Here is a 20,920-nt window from a genome sequence, read left to right as displayed (position 1 = left end):
ACAAAAAAAGCTCGCGCTCACCGAATTCTGAGTGTTTAAGAATGTAGGTTCCCTGAGGAATAAAGAATTCTTTCCCCCCCCTGATAAATAACAGAAAAAGCTTCCCATTCCTCGCCATCTATTTTCCCTTTATTGACGTCTGAGAGCTTTAAAGAAACGGCATTGCCCTGACTATCTTCGACAACAACCTCTTGACCAATAATTTCACATAAAGCTTCATAATTATAGTTATCCATCGTTTGAACTTCTCCAAAATCAACTCAGATTAGACTGACCTACTACGGCTTAATTTTTCACTAACCATATTCCAGAAAATACTGATGTAACAAACTCCTTTTTACAAGCTAGACTCAAAACTCACATCCCGCAAGAAATTAAAACGACATAATCCGAACGATTACAAATAAAACTCAATCACCAATAAAATCGCAATAATTTTAAAACGATGAATGCATCTCAGTATTCTAATAATGGAAATGGAACAGAGAAAGTCATTACAGTTAGGTACAATGACTCTTTTAATGACGACCTGTATTTATGCGAGCAATAATTGTAGAGAAAGATCGTTTTTTGTTCATCATCGCAATTGCTTGGCTTACAACAATTTTATTTGGTATTGGTCCTGGGTGTTCTTGATAAAGACCCATATTTCTCTGCACTGTCGTTCTTCATCATCATGACTGCAGCAATGTTCGTCACAATAGAACGCTTAATTTCGATGAGCGTAATTCATGGGCATAGCTGTATTACCGCTCTACTAGAAGCTTATGATGATAATTATCAGTAGAGTGGTCAATACATACCGGAATAATATGATCAATTAAAAATAGCCAAGATGATCATTTTCACCAGTTCCCGTACCTGTAGGCACTGCATCAAAATGATTGGTGTGCCGGCATAAATTGATCACTTCAACCGGTTTACCCTGATCGGCTTACTGGGAAAAATGGTCAAAGTGAAGATCTCTGATCTTCACTTTGATCCCATTATTGAAAAGATAAACGCCGCCTGTAAGCTGTTACTTCCCAATCTAAGGTCGTAAAAAAGCATTTTTTTAGCGGTTACAAACAAAAAAACGCAACCAAACGGCTGCGCTTTGGGTCACTGCTTCTCTACTATAAATTAAGGCCAAACAATTTAAACTATAAACAATTGACTCGACCCCTTTGGCCAACTCGGACACCATCCGTTTCAATGAACTCCGGCGACTGATGCCGGGTGTTACACAGAGAATGCTAACCAAGCAACTCCGGGAATTAGAGGCTGATCAGTTGATAGTAAGGAAGGTATACCCAGAAGTGCCGCCACGAATGGAATATTCAATGGCTGATTACGGCTTGACGCTAGCTCCAATTATTACGGCTCTGCAAAAGTGGGGAACCGAGCATTTGAGAAAGGTGAAGCAAGAGGTGTAACGCCAGCCATAAGTGGCCGAAAAAGTTTATGACTGTCCTTATTTGTTTAGCGCTTGTTATAAGTTGCGATGTTTGTAAATAGCACATTACTAGATACCCACCTTAAACACACTAAATTATTATTTGTTAAAAATATTTGATAATGCCCTGAGGGCGAAACCATATAAGCCCAAACATTGACTTCAGTGCCTTGCTGAATGGTTCGGCAATGTGAAGGAGTAATGCCAGATAAAAAATTAGCGCTATCACTTGCAGTAAAAACCTTAACCTCATTTGGTTTGCCAAGCTTTGATATAATCGCCGTTTTACTCCCGCCGTTTTCCCCAAGTAACTTTATGTTCTGGTGCCACCCCTGGTCTCTCTCGTTGTTCGCGTAAGAAATACTTGAAAAAAACATCATTGAGCAGAAAATCATTCTATTCATGTCGACTCATAACTCCACCATAACCAGTGCGAGCTACGAACGTTCGGCGCCGAAGACGCGAAGTCATTGACCTTGTTACATGTTTGTCTTGGCACGCTCACCGACCCAATTGAATAAATGTTGATTGGTTGTTACTACACCATGCAGTTTACCTTGGACTAATTTTGCATGATGGATTGGCTCCCATGCAAGTTCGCTTTTTGTGCCTAAGCCACCGCAAAACTCAAAAACAATTTCATTACTATTATTGACACTCATTGCCGATCCAGAACATGTGTAATTGTGCTGGTCTGTAAATTGAAACTTATAAGTTCCGTTTATTATAGAAACTTCCAACTTTGTAGGATATTTAACGTGCTGCCACCAAGGAAATTGATCTTTCCCGCTAGAGGCAACTTTTATTTCCCAGACGCCTTCTAGCGTTTCAGAAAACACTGATACAGGAAGCAATAAACTGATAATAACTAGAAGTTTATTCATATTTAGTACATGTAACGCCGCGCACAGGGGCGGCTTACTTTATGCACGTTTTGCGCGAAAATGGGAGCGCAGCGACCAGCGCAAGACGTGCGTAAAGTAAGCCGTCCCTTTGCTGCGCTTTGTTAGTGCTTTGTGTGCATAAAGAACTCAAGTTGGTCCTCACCAAAAACCGAAAACCCAAGTTTTTTGTATAGATTAAGCGCTCTATTTTCTTTTAAAACTGTCAACTCGAGGTACTTTGGCTTGGAATACTCTAAAACCTGCTCAAGAACTTTTCCCCCCAATCCTTTGGATTGATAATCGGGGTGAATTTGAAGCTGCATAATCTCAATCTTTTCGTCAAATTCTCGATATTTTAATGTTCCGATAACTTCATCATGGTGGACAATTAAATACGAACATTCGTAATTTTCATCCAATCTTCTCTCGTGTTCTAGCTCGGAAAGAAATTGTCCCGATTTTTCAAGATGCTCAACCATTGTCAGCTTTCTAAGCTCTAGCAAGTAATTTCTATCTTCAATTGTCGCTTTCTGGAACTTGAATTGCATATGGGCCTTATAGTGCACTAACAGTATATTATATTCACGAAAGCTTAAATAAACCGCTTTCAACTTTAATTAATAAGCCTACAGACCTTTAACAGTAAGCGCTAGAGCAAAAGTTACTTTTTCCAACTGTGCTGTATAGATCGCTCTATAGCGTATAAGTCCATTATACGCGCCAGTGTATTGTCAATAAATTCAATATATTTGCGACTTACCTACAAACATATATCCGCAAAATAGTTACTAACCCGCATAAGCGCTTATTAATAAAGCTATCCCCATCAAACCAACAAGCGTAAATAATTTCCCATAGCTTCCTTTTGTTTCTCATTTGCCACGTTCATGCCCCAGCGAATTATTTTTGCGGCTTCTTGGCGTTTATTGAGCTTTTCCGTGAGCATTTTTGCAAAGGTAAAGCAGGCATCGGCCAGGCCATCGTAGTCAATATGGTGCTTTTTAAGATGATTGAGTAATTGCAATGCCGGCTTTGCGTCTTCTTTACGATTAAGAGCTTTAATCAATTGATGCGCTACTTTAGGATCTTTTGGGCAATAGTCGACTTGGTGCTGCAGTGTATTCAAATAATGAATGCGCATTAAATTGCTTGATCGGGATTCAGACAGTTTCTTCAAGTGTTTTTCGCACAACTTAACCATGTAACTAATATTGCCTTGAAGGGCAAAAAGCTTATACAAAAGTTCGTACACCTGGTTATCGCTGTCGTCCTGTTTTAGCGCATCAATTAGCGATGCTTCAGCTTCTTCGTAGCGACCTTCCTGAATAAAAATTTCAGCTTCCGTCAGCCCACTGCTTTTAACGGCTTTTGCAGTGTCATCCATAACCTCACTGGTGTGTTTACCGTGGGCTCGAATATTTTTGTATAAGTTTTGACGGTGGACAGAAAAGTCCAATTCAAAATGATATTGGTAAATGACATAGCCAAACATATGGTACATGGCAAACGACAAGTACAAAGAGAAAAATTGCGACAAAGGTACAGCAACAGACTGGTCGATATAACCGGCTAAAAACGACATACCAAACGACATTGAAAGGCCGAACATTATGATTAAACCAAACAAGATCCAGTAGCCGCCACCTATGGCCGACATCACATATAAAATTCGCGCGGGATTAAGTGCACTCCACATGCTTTTGTCCATGCACAAAATTATATTCATAGCCGGATAAGCCAAAAAGAAAAATACTGCCACGCCAACTGATAAAATCATGGACACACTGGCTAACTTGTAGATAACTATAACCAATACAATCATCATGGCGAGCAGTTTTAGAAACATCCAGCCGTTATCGGTGGACATCATTTTCTTCCAGTTGGGGGAATCCAGATTTCCGTAAGCGGTGTACTCCATAATGGAAAAAAATACTTTGGTAATAAATCCAGTGGCAATCAACCAGAATGGAATAGCCATAAGTGAAATATTATCTGGATTAAAAAAGTAAGCAAACAGCAAAGAAAAAGCGGTGGCCACAATCAATAATGGCGGTGCAAAAGGGTAAGCAAAAAAATGGCCGAGCTTAAACCAGAAAGGTGTAATGCTTTCGCTGATCCCCATGGGGGTTAAATATCGTCGACACAGCGAACATTTTGGTGTGCTGCTGCGGGCATCTTCCGGTACACAATCAATACAGAAGGCAACATCGCAGCCATTGCAGTGCCAGGAGGCTTTTGTGTCGGGGTGGTATTTACAATCCATTACCAAGTTCCTAAATCATTCTTTTTAGCTACAATAAGCCTTAACTACAATTTGTCGACGGCCTATCGCAACGAGTATCCAATGGAGGTATTAGCCGATGGTTTTAACCTTTCGATTTAACCCTTTACTTTAACCAATAGATTTCGCCGCAAGTGCAGTTAGCGCATCACCTTCCACTCTCTGCACTGTCCATCCATCCATACCAATGGCACCCATCGCCCGATAAAAATCAATGGCGGGAGTATTCCAGTCAAGTACTGACCATTCAAAACGACCACAGTTTTCTTCGAGGGCGGTTTTTGCCAGATGAACCAATAACGCCTTACCAATTTTTTTATTGCGATATTCTGGCAGCACAAACAGATCTTCTAAATAGATACCCGGCTTTGCGAGAAACGTTGAGTAATTATAGAAGTACAATGAAAATCCAGCGGGCTTGCCGTCATACTCGGCAATAAATACGTGCGCCACCGGACGCTCACCAAATAAAGTATCGCGCAGTGACTGTTCGGTAGCGACCACTTCATGTGCCAGCTTTTCATAATCGGCTAGAGCTTTAATAAAGATTAATATGGTTGAGCAATCCTTCTCTGTTGCCTTACGAATTGAAATAGACATATGATCCTCCTTTATTATTAATGGGCATTGCGATTATGCATAATGATCAGTCGGCAAAATAGCTCGCCAAAAACGCTTCAAAACTTAATGAGTCTTGCTGCTCAATAGCTTGCTTTTTCTCGTGTGACTGTTCAGCCTCCTGACGAAAGAGATGATGAACCTCGTCATTTAAAGGGCGCTTTGAAAAGGTGTTAAGGTATTGTTCCGACAGCTCATACGCATAGGGGAAAAAACCATCCTGACGTTTTTCAATAGCAGCAACAATTTGTCCTGACAATGTTTGCTCGGGATGATCGATTAAAGATCTTTGCTGCTCAACCGTGGTTGAAAAGTCACTGGTTTGATAAGCCTGATCGAGTAATGTTGCAGCAACCGAAAAGCCACTGAATAAATCTTGCGCCATGGCCTTAAGCGATATTAATTTATTTTCTTTTAAAAGATGAAGTTGTGGATCACGCCCTTCTTTAACAACCCGGGTAAAGTTTTCTTTGGTTTCGGCTTCTTCCCGCTCTGTAATGCAGGGAGAGTCCTGCATTAAACTGTGCAGCATAAACGCATCAAGAAAATTCAGCTGCGCTTGTGTCACGCCAATAGAGCTGAGAGGGTTTAAATCCAGTGCGCGTACTTCTATGTATTCCACGCCTCGTTGACGTAATGCTTTGGTGGGCCGTTCGCCCGATTGTGAGGTACGCTTCGGTCGAACATTGCTGTAAAACTCATTTTCTATTTGCAACACATTGGCATTCAGTTGCTTGTAATTACCATCGACCTTTACCCCCACCGATTTATAATAGGGATCTTCTGTGCGGATCGCGCTTTCCAGATCTTTTATGTATTGATCGAGCGAGTTGGTTGACACTTTAAGTCGCGACTGAACATTATTTTGGTAACCTAAATCACTCATTCGTAATGACGTTGCGTATTGACCATAGCGGGTACCCGGCACCAAGGTTTTTAATTGTGTTGGCCGTCCATTTAAAAAGCTTTCACACAATGCCGGCGATGCACCAAATAAATAAGGAATGATCCAGCTGTTGCGTTGAAAATTACGCAGCATTCCCATGTAGCGTTCGGATTTAAAATCTTGAAGCGACTGGTCACTGTTTTCAAATTGTTTAAGCGCTTGCCATAAAGAATCAGGCAACGAGAAATTATAATGCACACCGGCAATGGTCTGCATAAAGCGACCGTATCGATGACCCAGACCTTCCCGATAAATGGTTTTCATTCGGCCAGAGTTTGAATTGCCGAAATAAGCCAATGGGATATCCAGTTCATTGCCCATCACACAGGGCATACTGGTAGCCCACAACAGCTCATTGTCCAGATTTTGATAGACAAAATGATGAATGTCGGTTAACCACTCCAGAGGCTTATGCAACTGATCCGTAGGCGGTGTAATAAATTCAAGCAACGCCTCGGAATAATCGGTGGTGATGTATTGATTGGTCAGCGTAGCACCCAAAGAGTTTGGATGAGGTGTTTGCGCTATGTGGCCATCGGGCGAAATTCGTAAACTTTCTTTTTCCAGTCCACGCAGTATGCCGTTTAAATATTGAGCCGCATTCTCGTTCCAAAACTGTTGCTCTTTCTCGGACGAATAGGTAATGGTCATTAAACAAACTGTATTAAATTAGGGTGCGCTCACTATGCCATAGTCACTCTATTGTTGCCAGTAGAGCAATGTTATAACAGCCGTGTCAGGCAAGGCGATGCAGGGCTTTAGACGACCAGTTTACATGGTGTAACACTTTAAACCACTGCAGCATTCTGCTAATAACCATTAGTCGCCATGAGATGTTTAATAAACCAAAAAAGCAGAAGACAATGCTTCTGCTTTTTTGGTCGCTAGCTTAAAATCGATATGGTTTGTAACCCGAAACGTTTTAATCGTTAAGTCTTTAACTGATAACTCTGTAATCGATAACTCTTTTAAACGACAAATCTGTTACGGCATTTTTTAAACCAACGGATTATGAATTAACTAACCTACCCACACTCGCGCATTACGGAACATACGAACCCAGGGGCCATCTTCATTCCAGTCATCCGGACACCAGCTGTTTTGTACGCTGCGTTGCACCCGCTCAGGATGTGGCATCATAATCGTGACACGACCATCCGTATTGGTGAGCGCAGTAATACCATTTGGCGAACCATTTGGGTTGGCCGGGTATTCTGTGGTTTCTTGTCCGTAGTTATCAATAAAGCGAGCCGCCACCAGCCCCGATTGATTCGCTTCGGTAGCATGCTGTTCCGATTTAAACTCGGCACGCCCTTCGCCATGAGACACCGCTATCGGCAAATGAGAACCTTCCATACCTTTTAAGAAAATAGACGGCGTTTTTTCAACTTTAACCAATGAGAAGCGCGCCTCAAACTGTTCCGATTGATTGCGCACAAAATGAGGCCAGTGCTCCGTACCGGGTATCAACTCTTTTAAATTCGACAGCATCTGGCAACCATTACAGATCCCAAGAGTGAATGAATCGTCCCGTTTAAAGAAGGCTTCAAATTGCTGACGGGCAACCGGATTAAATAAAATTGATTTGGCCCAACCTTCACCAGCGCCCAATACATCACCGTAAGAAAAACCACCGCAGGCAACCAACCCTTTAAAACCATCAAGGGTGACGCGACCCGACAATATGTCGCTCATATGAACATCAATGGCGTTAAAGCCGGCTTTTAAAAACGCGGCGGCCATTTCCAGATGGCTGTTAACGCCCTGCTCACGCAGAATGGCAACCTTGGGCGCTTCATTGCCAGCAAGGTTTTTGGTGATATCGTCATTAATATCAAAGGTTAACTTGGGCGTTAATCCCGGATTATTGACGTCTTGCTTTGCCGCAAACTCCTGCTCGGCGCATTCAGGATTATCCCGGCGCTTTTGCATTTGATAAGTGGTGCTTGACCAGATTTTTCGTAACTCGACCAACGGGCGCGACAACCATGTGGATTCGCCGTGCTTAATGTCGACGTGTTTCGATGAGTTAAGCGTACCCAGTCGATGCACGCAATCGGTTAAATTAAACTGCTCAAACACAGCATCCACTTGAGATAAAGCATCAACCGACACCTGGATCACTGCACCTAATTCTTCATTGAATAATACCGGTAACGCATCTTCCGCCAGTGATGACACATCAAGGCTTAAACCGGTATTACCAGCAAACGCCATTTCTACCAGCGTGGTTAATAATCCACCGTCGCTGCGATCGTGATAGGCATGGATCAATTGCGACTGATTTAATTGTTGAATCGCGTCAAAAAAGTTCTTCAGTTGTGAAGCCGAATCCACATCGGCGGTTTCGTCACCAAGCTGATTGAATACCTGCGCCAGTGCACTGGCTCCTAACCGGTTTTTGCCTTTGCCCAGATCAATCAAAATCAGTTGGGTGTCGCCTTTATCGGTTCTTAATTGCGGCGTCAGGCTTTGTCGAATATCGGTGACCGGTGCAAAGCCGGTGATCACCAGTGACATTGGCGCCGTCACTGACTTTTGTTCACCATCCTGCTGCCACACGGTTCGCATCGACATGGAGTCTTTGCCCACCGGAATGGTAATGCCCAGCTCCGGACAAAGTTCCATGCCCACAGCTTTAACGGCTTCATACAGTCCGGCGTCTTCGCCTTCGAATCCTGCCGCACACATCCAGTTTGCGGATAGACGAATATCGGAAATTTTATTGATTTTTGCAGACGCCATATTGGTAATGGTTTCGCCCACGGCCAGTCGCGCCGATGCGGCATAATTTAACAAAGCAGCCGGAGTGCGCTCCCCCATGGCCATGGCTTCACCAGTAGTTGCCTGTAAGGTAGAAGCTGTCACCGCGCAATCCGCAACGGGCACCTGCCAGGGACCAACCATTTGATCACGGTTAACCAGTCCGCCAACGGTTCGATCGCCAATGGTGATTAAAAATGTTTTGTCAGCCACCGCCGGTAACGACAACACGCGATCCACCGCTTCATTGATGCTGTCCGTAATATCGACTGGCTTTTTGACCGTATCGGCAGAGGTAACATCGCGGTGCATTTTTGGCGCTTTACCAAACAATACATCCATGGGTAAATCAATTGGCTGATTATCAAACTCTTCATCGTTTAAAGTTAAGTGCAGCTGCTCTGTGGCTTCACCAACAATGGCGAACGGGCAACGTTCGCGCTCACAAATAGCGGTAAAGCTATCGACACTTTCTGGTGCAATGGCTAACACATAACGTTCCTGCGCTTCGTTACACCAGATTTCCACCGGGCTCATACCGGGTTCATCGTTGGGAACCCGTCGAAGTTCGAATTGTCCGCCCATTTCACCGTCGTGCACTAACTCTGGAATGGCGTTGGATAAGCCCCCGGCGCCAACATCGTGAATGAATTCAATCGGGTTTTTATCCATCGACCAGCAGGTATCGATCACTTCCTGACAGCGTCGTTCAATTTCCGGGTTATCGCGCTGAACCGATGCAAAATCGAGATCTTCCTGACTGGTACCCGAAGCCATGGAGGATGCTGCGCCACCGCCCAGACCGATCAGCATGGCCGGGCCACCTAATACGACTACTTTGTAGCCGTCTTTAATTTCATTTTTCTCAACGTGATGGACACGAATATTCCCCATACCGCCGGCAATCATTATCGGCTTATGGTAACCCCGTACTTCTTCTCCAAAGCTGAACTGATGGGCCTGCTCGTAAGTTCTAAAATATCCACAAATATTCGGTCGACCAAATTCATTATTAAATGCCGCGCCACCCAGAGGCCCCTCGGTCATGATGTCCAGTGCCGACACAATACGACCAGGCTTGCCATAATCGACTTCCCAGGGCTGCTCGAACCCTGGGATTCTCAGATTTGAAACCGTAAAACCCGTTAAACCGGCTTTTGGTTTGCCACCAATACCGGTAGCGCCTTCATCTCGAATTTCACCGCCCGATCCTGTGGCTGCTCCCGGATAAGGTGAGATGGCGGTTGGATGATTGTGCGTTTCAACTTTCATCAGAATATGCACAGGCTCATGGTGATATTGATATTCATGACTGACCGCGTCTGGCCAAAGCCGGGGTTGTTCAAACCCTTCAATAACTGCCGCATTGTCTCGATAAGCAGACAGTACGCCTTCGTGACCCACTTCGTAGGTGTTCTTGATCATTTTAAATAACGACCGATCCTGATCTTCGCCATCGATGGTCCAGGAAGCATTAAAGATTTTGTGACGACAGTGTTCCGAGTTGGCCTGTGCGAACATCATCAGCTCGACATCGGTTGGATTGCGTTTTAATTCGGTAAAACGATCCACCAGATAATCAATTTCGTCGTCAGCCAACGCCAAACCCAAATCAGAATTCGCGCTAACCAATGCGTCACGGCCGCCCTGTAAAATATCAACCCGTGATAAGGGTTTGGGAGATTCGTGTTTGAATAAAATATCGGCGGCATCAAAATCGTTCAGCACCGCTTCAATCATCCGATCATGAATGAGCGCCTGTGCTTTGGCTTGCTGTTGTTCTGCAAGCGCATTGCCCGATGCATCGGTCAGATAGAATGCAATGCCGCGTTCAATACGAGAGATACTGTTTAAGCCACAATTGTGGGCGATGTCGGTTGCCTTGGAAGACCAGGGAGAAATAGTCCCCGGCCGTGGCACCACCACCATTAAACTACCCGCAGGTTCGTGCGCGGCAATGGTAGGCCCATAAGTCAGCAATCGCTTCAAAGTGTTCAGGTTTTCATCATTAAGTTCATCGTTAAGATCGACGAAGTGCACGAATTCGGCGTATACACTGCCAACATCGAGGCCCTGATTACGGCAGTTAGACAAAATTTTAGCGATACGAAACTCAGAAAAAGCGGGGGCTCCACGCAAAACCAACATGCGATCTACTCTCTTGTGAACTTTAGTCGTTAGCCGCCCTGAAAATGGGGGCCAAAAAGGAGCGCCAATTCTACTCGAAAACCCTTGATTTGATAAGTTTTTCAATGCAAAAGCAGCAGAAAATTATCCCCTGTTCAGGCACCGTTCATCGGGATTTGACTATTTTTCACACATTAAAAACTTGCGCTATGACTGCTTAACACCGATAATTTACCCAATGGACGCAACAATATCTCACACAAGGATATTTGTGGAATGAGCAGAAATATTGAGCATTTAACGAATTTTGGTGGACGTTTGAAGAAATTAACCTCACATTTAGCACTTTTAGTCTTGGTATTACCCTCGCTCTTATGGCTGTCCGGGTGCCAGGAACCTCAGCTTTCCAAGCTCGAGCAAATCAAACGGTCCGGTATTTTACGCATCGCCACCCGAAATAGCCCAACCACCTATTATGTGCGCAAGGATGGTCCGGCGGGTATTGAGTATGAATTAGCCACCGCTTTTGCCGATCATCTGGGCGTGACTCCGGTATTTGTCGCTCAAGATAATATTGGTCAGATCTTTAATGCCATAGACGCAGGATCAGCCGATATTGCTGCCGCCGGTTTAAGTGCTACCCATGTTCGAAAACAGAACTACTTATTTGGCCCGCCCTATCAGGAAGTGTCCGCGAAACTCATCTTTAAACAGGGCAACGACTGGCCACGTCATTTTGGTCAGCTGGACGGCGACTTAAAAGTCATCGCGAATTCCAGCCATTCCAGAATGCTACTGGATGTAAAGCAGGACTTCCCCCAGCTTAGCTGGAGCGAAACCGACGAACATTCACCCGAAGAATTATTGGATATGGTGCTGGATGGCACCATTGATTACACCATTGTTGATTCCGTAGAGCTTAACCTTAACCGCCGATTTAAAACCGAGCTGGCCATTGCATTTACGGTTGGAGAGCCTCAACAACTGGCCTGGGCGCTGCCCAAAGATGGCGATTACTCGGTGTTGTCTGAAGTGGTGAGCTTTTTTGGTGGGCTGCAACAGTCGGGAAAAATTGCCCAGCTGGTCGATCAATACTACGGTCACGTGGACGATTTCGATTACGTGGGCGCTCGTACGTTTATGAAAGCGGCGCAAACGGATCTGGAGCAATATCGTGAGCTGTTTCAGGCCTCTGCCCCCGAAGGCATCGATTGGCGCTTACTAGCTGCCATGGGTTATCAGGAATCACACTGGGACCCAAAAGCAAAGTCACACACAGGTGTACGCGGCCTTATGATGTTAACGCTGGATACCGCACGTCAACTGGGAATTAAAAGCCGTCTCGATCCCGAGCAAAGTATTGCCGGAGGTGCTGAATATTTTCAGGTCATGCATCAACGCATTCCCGAGCGCATTGCTGAACCCGATCGCACCTGGATGGCGCTTGCCGCTTACAATGTGGGCTGGGGTCATCTGGAAGATGCCCGTATCATCACCGAGCGACTGGGCGGTGATCCCGATAAGTGGGTCGACGTTAAAGAGCATTTACCGCTGCTCAAACAAAAGAAGTATTATAAACAAACCAAGTATGGCTACGCCCGTGGCGATGAGCCAGTAGACTACGTCACCAATATCCGTCGTTATTACGATGTTCTAGTATGGCTCGACGAAGATAAACCCGAATATATTGATCTGCTCGACGCAGGTGAAATGGTGGCCGATAATCAGACTAGCCGGAAACAGAAACATGATGACGACAGCAACAACATTATAGAGTCTGAATCATCAGCAACCGTTGATTAACAAAGGTGATAAAGATAAATCAAAGAGAGCTTCGGCTCTCTTTTTTTATGCCTGTGAATAGCGATACAATGCAACACATCAAACCATTCACTTTCAAGGCATAGCTATATGGGTAACCGACTTTCAAAACTGGTGACAAAAACGGGCGACGATGGCACCACAGGCATCGGCCAAAACCGCCGGGTAGAAAAAGATTCCGCTCGAATTGAAGCCATAGGTACGGTTGATGAACTTAACTCATCGATTGGTATGATCATCGCCCACCCTGTCGATAAATCACTGGCTGAAAAACTCGAAGCCATTCAACATATATTATTTAATCTGGGCGGAGAACTCGCCATGCCAGAATACCAACTGGTAAAAGACGACGATTTATCACAAATTGAACAGTGGCTCGAACAGTTGAACGACACTCTGCCACCACTGAAAGAGTTTATTCTGCCAAAAGGCGATATGCCAACCGCCTGTTGCCATATGGCACGCACCATTTGTCGTCGTGCAGAGCGACGCATTGTGACCTTGGCACGAAATGAAGAAATCAATAAGTTAGGACAAACCTACCTTAATCGATTATCGGACTTTTTATTTGTGTGTTGCCGTATTTTGGGTCGAAATGCACAAGTAGAAGAAAAAATGTGGCAATCGGAACGCAATCAATAATAGTTGTGTTAAGAAAGCATTAGAGCGTGTTTATCTTTCGTTCTTTGATAAACACGCTCTAGTTAAAGCCAAAAGCTCCGGCCTGCCAAAATATTACGGTGCTGTTTGGCTTTAAATGTTGATCCATGCCCATTTAATTGCCCCCTAATCGAATAACTTTCGTTCAATAATCTTTAATTATTTTAGATTTACTATTGACGCACATGCGACACTTGTCGCATAGTTACGACATCACATAAATTATAAGTCATGTCATGAAAAATCGGACCAAACCTTCTGCCAGTGAACTGGTGATCTTAAAAGCATTGTGGAAACTCGCACCACAAAGTGCCCGTGAAATTCATAACGCCGTGGAAGAAAAACTAGAATGGTCGTATTCATCCACACGCAAAACTCTTGAACGAATGAACGAGAAACATTTGTTATCGGTGAGTGAAGTACATGGGATACGCGTATTTCACCCAGCAGTGAATAAAGTAAAAACTTTGGCAAGATACATTAAAGATTTTACTCAGAGTGTGCTTGAAGTTGATGGCCAGATCCCCGTGAGTATGTTTGCCGATAGCAAATTGCTAAACGAAGATGAGTTAGCACAGCTCGAAAAAACATTACAGCAGAAGGATGAATCCTGATGGCTCTCTTTAATGCGCAACCTTTACCCGAGCAACTGCTGCTTGCCGAACAACTGTTACTTGGCTGTATTTATTGCGTCCTTGTAAGCGGGCTGTTGTATTGCGGAGTCACTCTGTTAAGTCGGTTTTCCGAGCGTTTGGCCCGCTGGCGTGGTCTCTGGCTTATGCTGCTAACTTGCGGATTGTTACCAGTAGTGTATGGGTTTATCCCCCTGTCATTGTCGAACCTGTCTCCAGTGGTAATTCTGGATAACTTGGGGCACATCACATTGATCCCGCCCAGTGAAGGTTTGAAGATAACCGAAACACAACACCATTCCCTTCTCACATACGCACAAATAGTGGTTGGATGCGGCCTACTGCTATTGCTTATCAGTATGCTAATGCTCGTTAAAAATATTCTGCAATGGCTAGCAGTTAAACGTTTAATTCTACAGGCGATCCCTGTCGATTATTATTTAAATCAGGCAACGCATACCACAGAGCATCACCGCCGTTGCCTTGGTAAGTTGCAAAGGTTATTGACAATTAATAAACATCAATCGAAAAACAACAGAACGAAAAAATTATTGCCACTCATCATTAAAGTGAGCTATAAAGCACCCTCACCCTTTGTCACCGGTTTATTCAAACCCACTTTAATATTAACGCCAGAATCATTTAGTGCGTTAAGCGCAACGCAATTTAACCTGATGTTACGCCATGAGTTAACGCACCTGAAACGTCACGATCCTACCGTTTTAATGCTGGCGCAATGCCTGAAGAGTATCTTCTGGTTTAATCCATTTATTAAACATTTCGTCCTTCAACTTAACTGGGCTATCGAGCTCAGTTGCGATGCCCTCGTTTTACAACGACGGTCAAATTTGCGGAGGATCTACGCACTCGCAATGCTAACGATCCTCCGCAGATCGGCAACCCAACCCTTCGACAAGTCGGTTGCCGCCTTCTCATCAACACCACAAAGGAGTTTTACCATGAGAATTAAATTAATAATGAATCCAAATGACAATGGAATCAAGCGTTCCATTAAAAACCTGGGACTAATTGGCGCATCGATGGGGATTATCAGCAGCAGTTTTGCTTTTCAACCCACCTTGTCGCCCAGCACAGATGATGGTGCAATTAAATCAACTATTATGCTCAACCCTGTCGTCACCGCACGAGTATCGTCAAATTTTGGCGCCAACAATAAAGTTCATAAATTTCATAAAGGAATCGATCTGGCTGATAAAAGAGGCGCACCAGTAGTTGCCAGCGCTTCTGGTACAGTGGTGATTTCTACAGATCTACTTCAAGGTAAAAAGAATTACGGGAAAATTATTGTCGTTGATCATGGCAATGGCCTGCAAAGTTTATATTCACATCTTGATCAACGGAGCGTTGCTGAAGGAGAGCACGTTAAAGCAGGCCAACAAATTGGTCAGGTAGGCGCCACCGGAAAAACCACTGGTCCCCACCTTCACTTTGAATTACGAAAAGATAATCAACCGATTAACCCGAATGATTATATAGCCTTTCCGTAAACGTAATTCATTTATAATGTCTGAGGATTCGTTTATCCAATTTAAATTTCATTAAATCGGACCTGGGTGTGACTGTAGTTTTTAAACTTAAATGCATTCCCACTCAGGTTACTTCTCAATAAAGTGGTGTCACACATTAAGAGCACTATCAGTTAGCTTATAGTGTCGATTGATTTATAGAGTCATTAAGCGAAATACCATCTGGCTAAAAGCGCATTAAAAATCAGCTTTTAACAAAACACTTACCTGTTCAGACTGATAATCCTGAGACTCAAGGTTGGATTGATTACCCAGAAGCTCAAGCTTTGTCATCAAGGAAACCTTTTTCATTAAACCAAGTTCAACTTCAATCTCAGCTACATTTCGCCTGTCCTGTCGAGGCTCATCGATAATGGAAGAATCGTTGCGGTAATCTTTAACAGTGCGTCTGACACCTACTTTCCACTGTCCTTTCTGACTGAACAGCTGAAATTTCTTTGAGTACTTTAATGCCAGTTGATAGCTGTCATAATCAAACTCATCTGCACTGGCATTTTCAAACTTATCGGCATACCCAAGATGAATAAATTGCTGCGCGTTATCAAAAAACAAAAAGAAACCAGCATTAAACTCATTCACCTCTGCGTTACGATCGATCTGTTGCTCAAATCGTTTATCTGCATTGTTTTTTGCCAGCCGAATAAAATATCGATTACTAATTAGTTTAGAAACATATAAACCTTGTTGCGTCAGAGTCAAAAAAGGCTCATCGGATAAGTCGGCGTTAACATCAATGGCATTTATTCCTAGCGTTAACCAGTCAAACTGATAACTGCCGTCCAGATTTAATATACCCAGCGTTTGATCAAACTCATCAAAGTCCTGATATGCTTTACTCGAATACTGATAGTCAGCGGTTAACAAAAGTTTTTCGACTGGCTTAAGCTCTCCTTTAAGAGCGCCCTGATAATATAACGCCGAGTCACCTTTATCGGTATTCCTATCAATTTCTTCGATGCTTAGGTGACTGTCATAAATGGTGCCGACTTCAAGATCAAACGATATGTCATAGTCAAGTGAGTGCGCTTGCTTCACTGCATTATTCTCTGCATTACCTTCTGCAATATCTTCTGCATTGCCCTCTGCAACAGAAGTCGCGGAAATTATTGCCGTTAATACCAATAAGCTTAATGTTTTAATGGGATGACTGCGAAACATAATGATGACTCCTTGCTGAAAAAGCAGCCGGAGTTACCGACTGCTTTTTTGGACTTAGGTGCATAACGATTATGAGAGTAACTTTTATGAAAATAACTTTTATTAGAGTAACGTTAATGCACCGTGATGACTCCATACGTTTAACAACAACGTACGATTAACAACGGACTGGTTAGATATCCAGATCCAGACTTTCTTTAACCGCATTGTTGACAGAGTTTTGTACTTCAGACTCAACAGCAGCTTTCACTTCATCATTAATCGCTGCCGTTACTTCTTTAGTCACCTGACCATTTACCTGTGAAGTAATGGCAGACGTTTGAGCGGCCTGAATGGAACTGATGACATTGTTCGCAACTTCAGTATTAATCGCCTCTGCACTCACTGCTTCATTATCTACACCTGTCTGTAATTCACTGGTTAACTTTGTGGCGGTATTCACTGTTCCAGATACATTTCCAGTGATATTAGATGCCAGGTCTGACGTTTCTTGCTCTGGCGCTTCGTCTTCTGGCATTTCGGGCAGTTCTTCACCGGCCGATTCACCTTCAGCACTCACACTTAGTTGCGAAACCGTTTGTGCAGTAGCATCGGCCATAGCATTTATGTCAGCCGAAGCAGAGTCGCTTAACTCTTCAGCAGAAGCACTAATGTCAGACTCCGTATCAACTACGGCTTGCTCAGCATCATTCATCAACGAATCTGTTGACGTTTTCGCATCACTGGCAGCAGATACTGTTGTGTCCGTTGCAACCTCAGCCATTGCATTGGCCGTTGCCGAGACTGAGTCACCAGCTTCTACGCCAGACTCTGTCACAGCGTCTAATTGACTGCTCAACTGACCCGTCGCAGAGGCTGCAACCTGCTGCACATTATCTTCGGATGGTTGTTGCGGTGAGGGCTCTTGTGGCATGGGATCTTGTGGATCGTCGCCTTCATCATCACCAGAGCTCGGTGACTGAAGCCCTATTGAAAGACCAGCGTTCGATTCAGATTGGGTAGACGATTCCGCTTGAGCTGATTGCTCATCAGAACCAGCCGAACCTTCAGCATTTTGATTAGATTCAGTGGACTGTTCAGCATTGAACTCCGCTTCGGCGTGCTCGGTTTTTACCGATTTTTTAGCGGTCACTTCTGCAGATGCCGACGTTTTTGCACTGGCTTTTGCATCAAAATTTCCGGCAATGGCCACACTTGAAGCCACAGTTGTTAATGTTGCGATCAATACATTTTTTGATAGGTTATTCATGATTCATACCTCACTTTGGTTTGTTTAGCGTTCATTGAGGTGACGCATGAGGTTATTGATTTATTCGTGAATAATTTTACTTCGGTAAGAAAGTTTGAACCTACTCACACTTTGGTAAGTCATTCTATTCAAACCCTGCGTTAACTATTACGAAAACAAGACATATTGTCACTGTTTAACCAGCTGACTTAAACTATTCGACAATGGAAACTATCAGCCTATCCGACTGAATTTAAACAACTTATTTGCGTTTTATTGTTTTAGGTATACTATATAGAGAGTATAATCACGTAGATGGAAAGATACTTGCGAAGCTTTACACCTTTAATAAGCGCACTGTTTGGTTTATTTGCTTTAACGCTACAAGCACATGCACAAGAAACGGTGGGGATAGTTTATGCCAAAGTAAGAGAACCTTATTTATCCGTATTTCGGCAAATAGTTAAGGGAGCAGAGACACAGCAAGAATACAAAGTTGTTTCTATTGAGCTAAATAAAAACTATGATGTCAATCAAGTTGTAACTGAACTCAAAACGAATAATATTAAAAAAGTTGTAACACTCGGACGAACCGGCTATAAAATTGCTAAAACTCTACCTAGAGACTTCATCACAGTTGCAGGTGCCATTCCAATTTCACCTAATGGTTTATCAGGCATCAGTCTAGAATCAGATCCTGAGCAATTATTTGACTATCTGAAAATTACTGCACCAAAAGTGTCCAACATTTATGTCGCTTATAGTGCTACGAACCAATGGCTGATTGACATAGCAGAAGAAAAAGCCACTGAAAAAGGCTTTGTTTTTCAATCTAAGAAAGTTGATAGCATTGCTGAAGCCATTGCATATTATAAAAACTTATTTGAACAGTTTAACGGTAACCAGCATGCCATCTGGCTGCCTCTTGACAAAGTAACATCAAGCGACAAAATAATTTTACCTTTTGTACTTGAAGGCTCTTGGGCAAAACAAATGGTTATCTTTTCAAGTAAGCCTTCTCATGCCAGCCGAGGTGTATTGTTCTCCACTTATCCAGACAATGTTGAACTAGGTAAAAAATTACTCACTATGGTCTCGCGTTTGGACAATACTAAGCAATCTTATGTCAAGCCTTCTAACGCAATTAGTCTTGCTGTAAATTTAAGAACGGCGGCTCATCTTGGAATCAAATACAGTTCCGATCAAGAAAAATCGTTCGAGCTTACCTTTCCTGAATAGCGATAAACTTATGCGAAACTTTATAGTCTTTAGTAAAGCTTCTTTTCGCACACAGCTGCTCAGTTTTTTTAGCTTTAGTGTTTTGCTACTTGCGATAACCACTTCGCTTATTACATCATGGAATACATCTGAATTAACCAGGGAATCAAGCATCGAAAGAGGCAAGCAACTGGCTGAAAACTTTGCTGAGCAAAGTGTTCTCTCTTTACTTACAAGAAGTGAAGAAAATGCACTTTCTGCAGTTGATATTGTCACTAACTTTAAAGATGTAATTGCAGCAACCATCCTAACACTGGATGGCGAGCAACTAATTCATCGTGGCAGTAGTCAATTTGATGAATACAATCATCCTCTAGAAAATTCAAAAGAATCCATTTTATTTAGTGAAACTTCTGACCGATGGATTTTTTCAGCCCCAGTATATTATCAAGTAGAAGACGAGTTTGATGCCCTTGGTGAAGTTACTGAAAAGCCTGCAAAAGAATATCTCGGTCAAGTTTTTATTGAGTTAAATAAAGCAGAAATGATAAGTGTTCAGCGGTCTATTTTCACCAATAACATTGCAATTGCGTTGGCTTTATCAGCAATTTTATCATTACTAATGTACTGGGGGGTGGGCCAATTAACTCGCCCATTAACAGAACTGTCTGAAAGTATGCGCTCAGTAAAGGATGGTGAGCAATACCAAAAATCCCCAATAAAAGGAGCAAAAGAATTTCGCCAGATGGCAACCGTTTATAACCAGATGATGGTGATTCTAGAAAAGCAACGCAAAGAAATTGAGTCTCACCGCGATGTGCTTGAGGCAGAAGTAGAGATAAGAACTAAAGATTTAGTTGTAGCGAGAGACAGTGCACTAACTGCCAGTCGGCATAAATCTGAGTTTTTAGCGAATATCAGTCACGAGCTAAGAACGCCTCTTCAAGCAATTATTGGCTATACAGATTTAATTAAGGAAGAGCTCGAACTTGATGGCTTTGATCAGCTTACATCTGATGCCAACCGTATTCTTATCAGTGCCCAAGGATTGCTTACTTTGATAAACGGATTACTAGACTTAGCTAAGGTTGAAGCAGGAAAAATGGAGTTACACCGCACTCCCACAGATATATCAAGCTTGCTGGATGAGGCCTGCGAAACATTAAAACCTTTAATTGAAAAGAATAATAACCACCTTGATGTGATTAAGAAAAATCTTGAACGACATGTATTATTAGATCGACAAAAAGTGCTACAGATTTTATACAACTTATTGGGAAATGCTTGTAAGTTCACTAAAGATGGGAAAATCAAAGTATCTGCCAAGCTAACTGAAACAAATATTCAGTTTTCAGTATCCGATACTGGTGTAGGTATAGAGAAAAATAAACTCAACTCAATTTTTGAGCCCTTTAGTCAAGTTGACGCTGGTGAGTCACGAAAACATCAAGGAACAGGGCTTGGTCTTGCCATTTCAAAAAAATTCTGTGATCTGATGAATGGAAGCATTAAAGTTGAAAGCCAGCCGGGTAAAGGCTCATTATTTACCGTTACTATTACATTAAATGAATAAGTTAGAATAGGTTGTGATTTATAAGCAAT

General features: G+C 43.0%; 16 protein-coding genes and 1 pseudogene. 7 read left to right on the top strand and 10 right to left on the bottom strand.

Annotated elements, in window-relative coordinates; genetic code table 11:
* Positions 1-28 precede the first annotated feature (28 nt).
* Positions 29-118 (bottom strand): annotated as a pseudogene (locus tag C8D97_RS18595) (hypothetical protein); the annotation flags it as partial.
* Between the two features lie 1,048 nt (positions 119-1,166).
* Between C8D97_RS18595 and C8D97_RS08835 the strand changes: the two are divergent.
* Positions 1,167-1,415 carry a winged helix-turn-helix transcriptional regulator gene (locus C8D97_RS08835; RefSeq protein WP_280951669.1) on the top strand — a complete coding sequence of 83 codons (249 nt, stop codon included), beginning with the start codon at positions 1,167-1,169 and terminating at the stop codon, positions 1,413-1,415.
* A 46-nt stretch (positions 1,416-1,461) separates the two neighbouring features.
* Here C8D97_RS08835 and C8D97_RS08830 read toward each other — a convergent pair whose 3' ends face one another.
* The 7 genes from C8D97_RS08830 to purL all read right to left on the bottom strand — a co-directional run bounded on the left by C8D97_RS08830 (position 1,462) and on the right by purL (position 11,075).
* A complete protein-coding gene (locus tag C8D97_RS08830; RefSeq protein WP_109763415.1) occupies positions 1,462-1,839 on the bottom strand; it encodes a hypothetical protein in 378 nt (125 codons plus the stop codon).
* Between the two features lie 75 nt (positions 1,840-1,914).
* Positions 1,915-2,319: a hypothetical protein gene (locus C8D97_RS08825; RefSeq protein WP_109763414.1), complete on the bottom strand. Its 405-nt coding sequence runs from the start codon at positions 2,317-2,319 to the stop codon at positions 1,915-1,917.
* A gap of 122 nt (positions 2,320-2,441) precedes the next feature.
* Positions 2,442-2,867 (bottom strand): GNAT family N-acetyltransferase, encoded by a 426-nt coding sequence (locus C8D97_RS08820; RefSeq protein WP_109763413.1) that lies wholly within the window; start codon positions 2,865-2,867, stop codon positions 2,442-2,444.
* Between the two features lie 278 nt (positions 2,868-3,145).
* Positions 3,146-4,582: a B-box zinc finger protein gene (locus tag C8D97_RS08815; RefSeq protein WP_109763412.1), complete on the bottom strand. Its 1,437-nt coding sequence runs from the start codon at positions 4,580-4,582 to the stop codon at positions 3,146-3,148.
* 129 nt (positions 4,583-4,711) lie between these two features.
* Positions 4,712-5,200 (bottom strand): GNAT family N-acetyltransferase, encoded by a 489-nt coding sequence (locus C8D97_RS08810; RefSeq protein WP_109763411.1) that lies wholly within the window; start codon positions 5,198-5,200, stop codon positions 4,712-4,714.
* A gap of 46 nt (positions 5,201-5,246) precedes the next feature.
* Entirely contained in the window at positions 5,247-6,815 is a 1,569-nt protein-coding gene (gene gshA / locus C8D97_RS08805) for a glutamate--cysteine ligase (RefSeq protein ID WP_109763410.1), read from the bottom strand.
* 369 nt (positions 6,816-7,184) lie between these two features.
* Complete coding sequence (gene purL / locus C8D97_RS08800) at positions 7,185-11,075, bottom strand: phosphoribosylformylglycinamidine synthase (protein WP_109763409.1); 3,891 nt, start codon at positions 11,073-11,075, stop codon at positions 7,185-7,187.
* Between the two features lie 255 nt (positions 11,076-11,330).
* Between purL and mltF the strand changes: the two genes are divergently transcribed.
* The 4 genes from mltF to C8D97_RS08780 all read left to right on the top strand — a co-directional run bounded on the left by mltF (position 11,331) and on the right by C8D97_RS08780 (position 15,675).
* The gene (gene mltF / locus C8D97_RS08795) at positions 11,331-12,857 is read left to right on the top strand and encodes a membrane-bound lytic murein transglycosylase MltF (protein ID WP_109763408.1); all 1,527 of its coding nucleotides are present in this window, start codon (positions 11,331-11,333) and stop codon (positions 12,855-12,857) included.
* A gap of 108 nt (positions 12,858-12,965) precedes the next feature.
* Positions 12,966-13,517 (top strand): cob(I)yrinic acid a,c-diamide adenosyltransferase, encoded by a 552-nt coding sequence (locus C8D97_RS08790; RefSeq protein ID WP_109763407.1) that lies wholly within the window; start codon positions 12,966-12,968, stop codon positions 13,515-13,517.
* 254 nt (positions 13,518-13,771) lie between these two features.
* Positions 13,772-14,149 carry a BlaI/MecI/CopY family transcriptional regulator gene (locus C8D97_RS08785; protein WP_109763406.1) on the top strand — a complete coding sequence of 126 codons (378 nt, stop codon included), beginning with the start codon at positions 13,772-13,774 and terminating at the stop codon, positions 14,147-14,149.
* Positions 14,149-15,675, top strand: coding sequence for a M23/M56 family metallopeptidase (locus C8D97_RS08780; RefSeq protein WP_109763405.1), 1,527 nt, complete (start codon positions 14,149-14,151; stop codon positions 15,673-15,675). Before C8D97_RS08785 ends, C8D97_RS08780 begins: the two co-directional genes overlap by 1 nt.
* A 216-nt stretch (positions 15,676-15,891) precedes the next feature.
* Here the strand turns inward: C8D97_RS08780 and C8D97_RS08775 are convergent, their stop codons facing one another.
* Together C8D97_RS08775 and C8D97_RS08770 are read right to left on the bottom strand one after the other, a co-directional pair.
* The gene (locus C8D97_RS08775; protein WP_109763404.1) at positions 15,892-16,872 is read right to left on the bottom strand and encodes a surface lipoprotein assembly modifier; all 981 of its coding nucleotides are present in this window, start codon (positions 16,870-16,872) and stop codon (positions 15,892-15,894) included.
* 172 nt (positions 16,873-17,044) lie between these two features.
* Positions 17,045-18,121 (bottom strand): prolipoprotein diacylglyceryl transferase, encoded by a 1,077-nt coding sequence (locus C8D97_RS08770; RefSeq protein WP_109763403.1) that lies wholly within the window; start codon positions 18,119-18,121, stop codon positions 17,045-17,047.
* A 306-nt stretch (positions 18,122-18,427) separates the two neighbouring features.
* Between C8D97_RS08770 and C8D97_RS08765 the strand changes: the two genes are divergently transcribed.
* Positions 18,428-19,339, top strand: coding sequence for a type 1 periplasmic-binding domain-containing protein (locus C8D97_RS08765; protein WP_170115198.1), 912 nt, complete (start codon positions 18,428-18,430; stop codon positions 19,337-19,339).
* The gene (locus tag C8D97_RS08760; protein ID WP_170115197.1) at positions 19,281-20,891 is read left to right on the top strand and encodes a sensor histidine kinase; all 1,611 of its coding nucleotides are present in this window, start codon (positions 19,281-19,283) and stop codon (positions 20,889-20,891) included. The genes C8D97_RS08765 and C8D97_RS08760 overlap by 59 nt, the downstream gene beginning before the upstream one ends.
* Positions 20,892-20,920 lie beyond the last annotated feature (29 nt).

The sequence above is a fragment of the Pleionea mediterranea genome (assembly GCF_003148745.1).
GTDB classification, from domain to species: domain Bacteria; phylum Pseudomonadota; class Gammaproteobacteria; order Enterobacterales; family Kangiellaceae; genus Pleionea; species Pleionea mediterranea.
Note: the sequence above shows the minus strand (reverse complement) of the source record. Positions and strands in the feature narration are given on the sequence as shown.

Bases quoted from the DNA above. Each gene is read 5' to 3' on its own strand.
- C8D97_RS08775 (WP_109763404.1), bottom strand. From the start codon at position 16,872: ATGTTTCGCAGTCATCCCATTAAAACATTAAGCTTATTGGTATTAACG.
- C8D97_RS08825 (WP_109763414.1), bottom strand. From the start codon at position 2,319: ATGAATAAACTTCTAGTTATTATCAGTTTATTGCTTCCTGTATCAGTG.
- C8D97_RS08810 (WP_109763411.1), bottom strand. From the start codon at position 5,200: ATGTCTATTTCAATTCGTAAGGCAACAGAGAAGGATTGCTCAACCATA.
- C8D97_RS08830 (WP_109763415.1), bottom strand. From the start codon at position 1,839: ATGAATAGAATGATTTTCTGCTCAATGATGTTTTTTTCAAGTATTTCT.
- mltF (WP_109763408.1), top strand. From the start codon at position 11,331: ATGAGCAGAAATATTGAGCATTTAACGAATTTTGGTGGACGTTTGAAG.
- purL (WP_109763409.1), bottom strand. From the start codon at position 11,075: ATGTTGGTTTTGCGTGGAGCCCCCGCTTTTTCTGAGTTTCGTATCGCT.
- C8D97_RS08790 (WP_109763407.1), top strand. From the start codon at position 12,966: ATGGGTAACCGACTTTCAAAACTGGTGACAAAAACGGGCGACGATGGC.
- C8D97_RS08815 (WP_109763412.1), bottom strand. From the start codon at position 4,582: ATGGATTGTAAATACCACCCCGACACAAAAGCCTCCTGGCACTGCAAT.
- C8D97_RS08785 (WP_109763406.1), top strand. From the start codon at position 13,772: ATGAAAAATCGGACCAAACCTTCTGCCAGTGAACTGGTGATCTTAAAA.
- C8D97_RS08770 (WP_109763403.1), bottom strand. From the start codon at position 18,121: ATGAATAACCTATCAAAAAATGTATTGATCGCAACATTAACAACTGTG.
- gshA (WP_109763410.1), bottom strand. From the start codon at position 6,815: ATGACCATTACCTATTCGTCCGAGAAAGAGCAACAGTTTTGGAACGAG.
- C8D97_RS08820 (WP_109763413.1), bottom strand. From the start codon at position 2,867: ATGCAATTCAAGTTCCAGAAAGCGACAATTGAAGATAGAAATTACTTG.
- C8D97_RS08780 (WP_109763405.1), top strand. From the start codon at position 14,149: ATGGCTCTCTTTAATGCGCAACCTTTACCCGAGCAACTGCTGCTTGCC.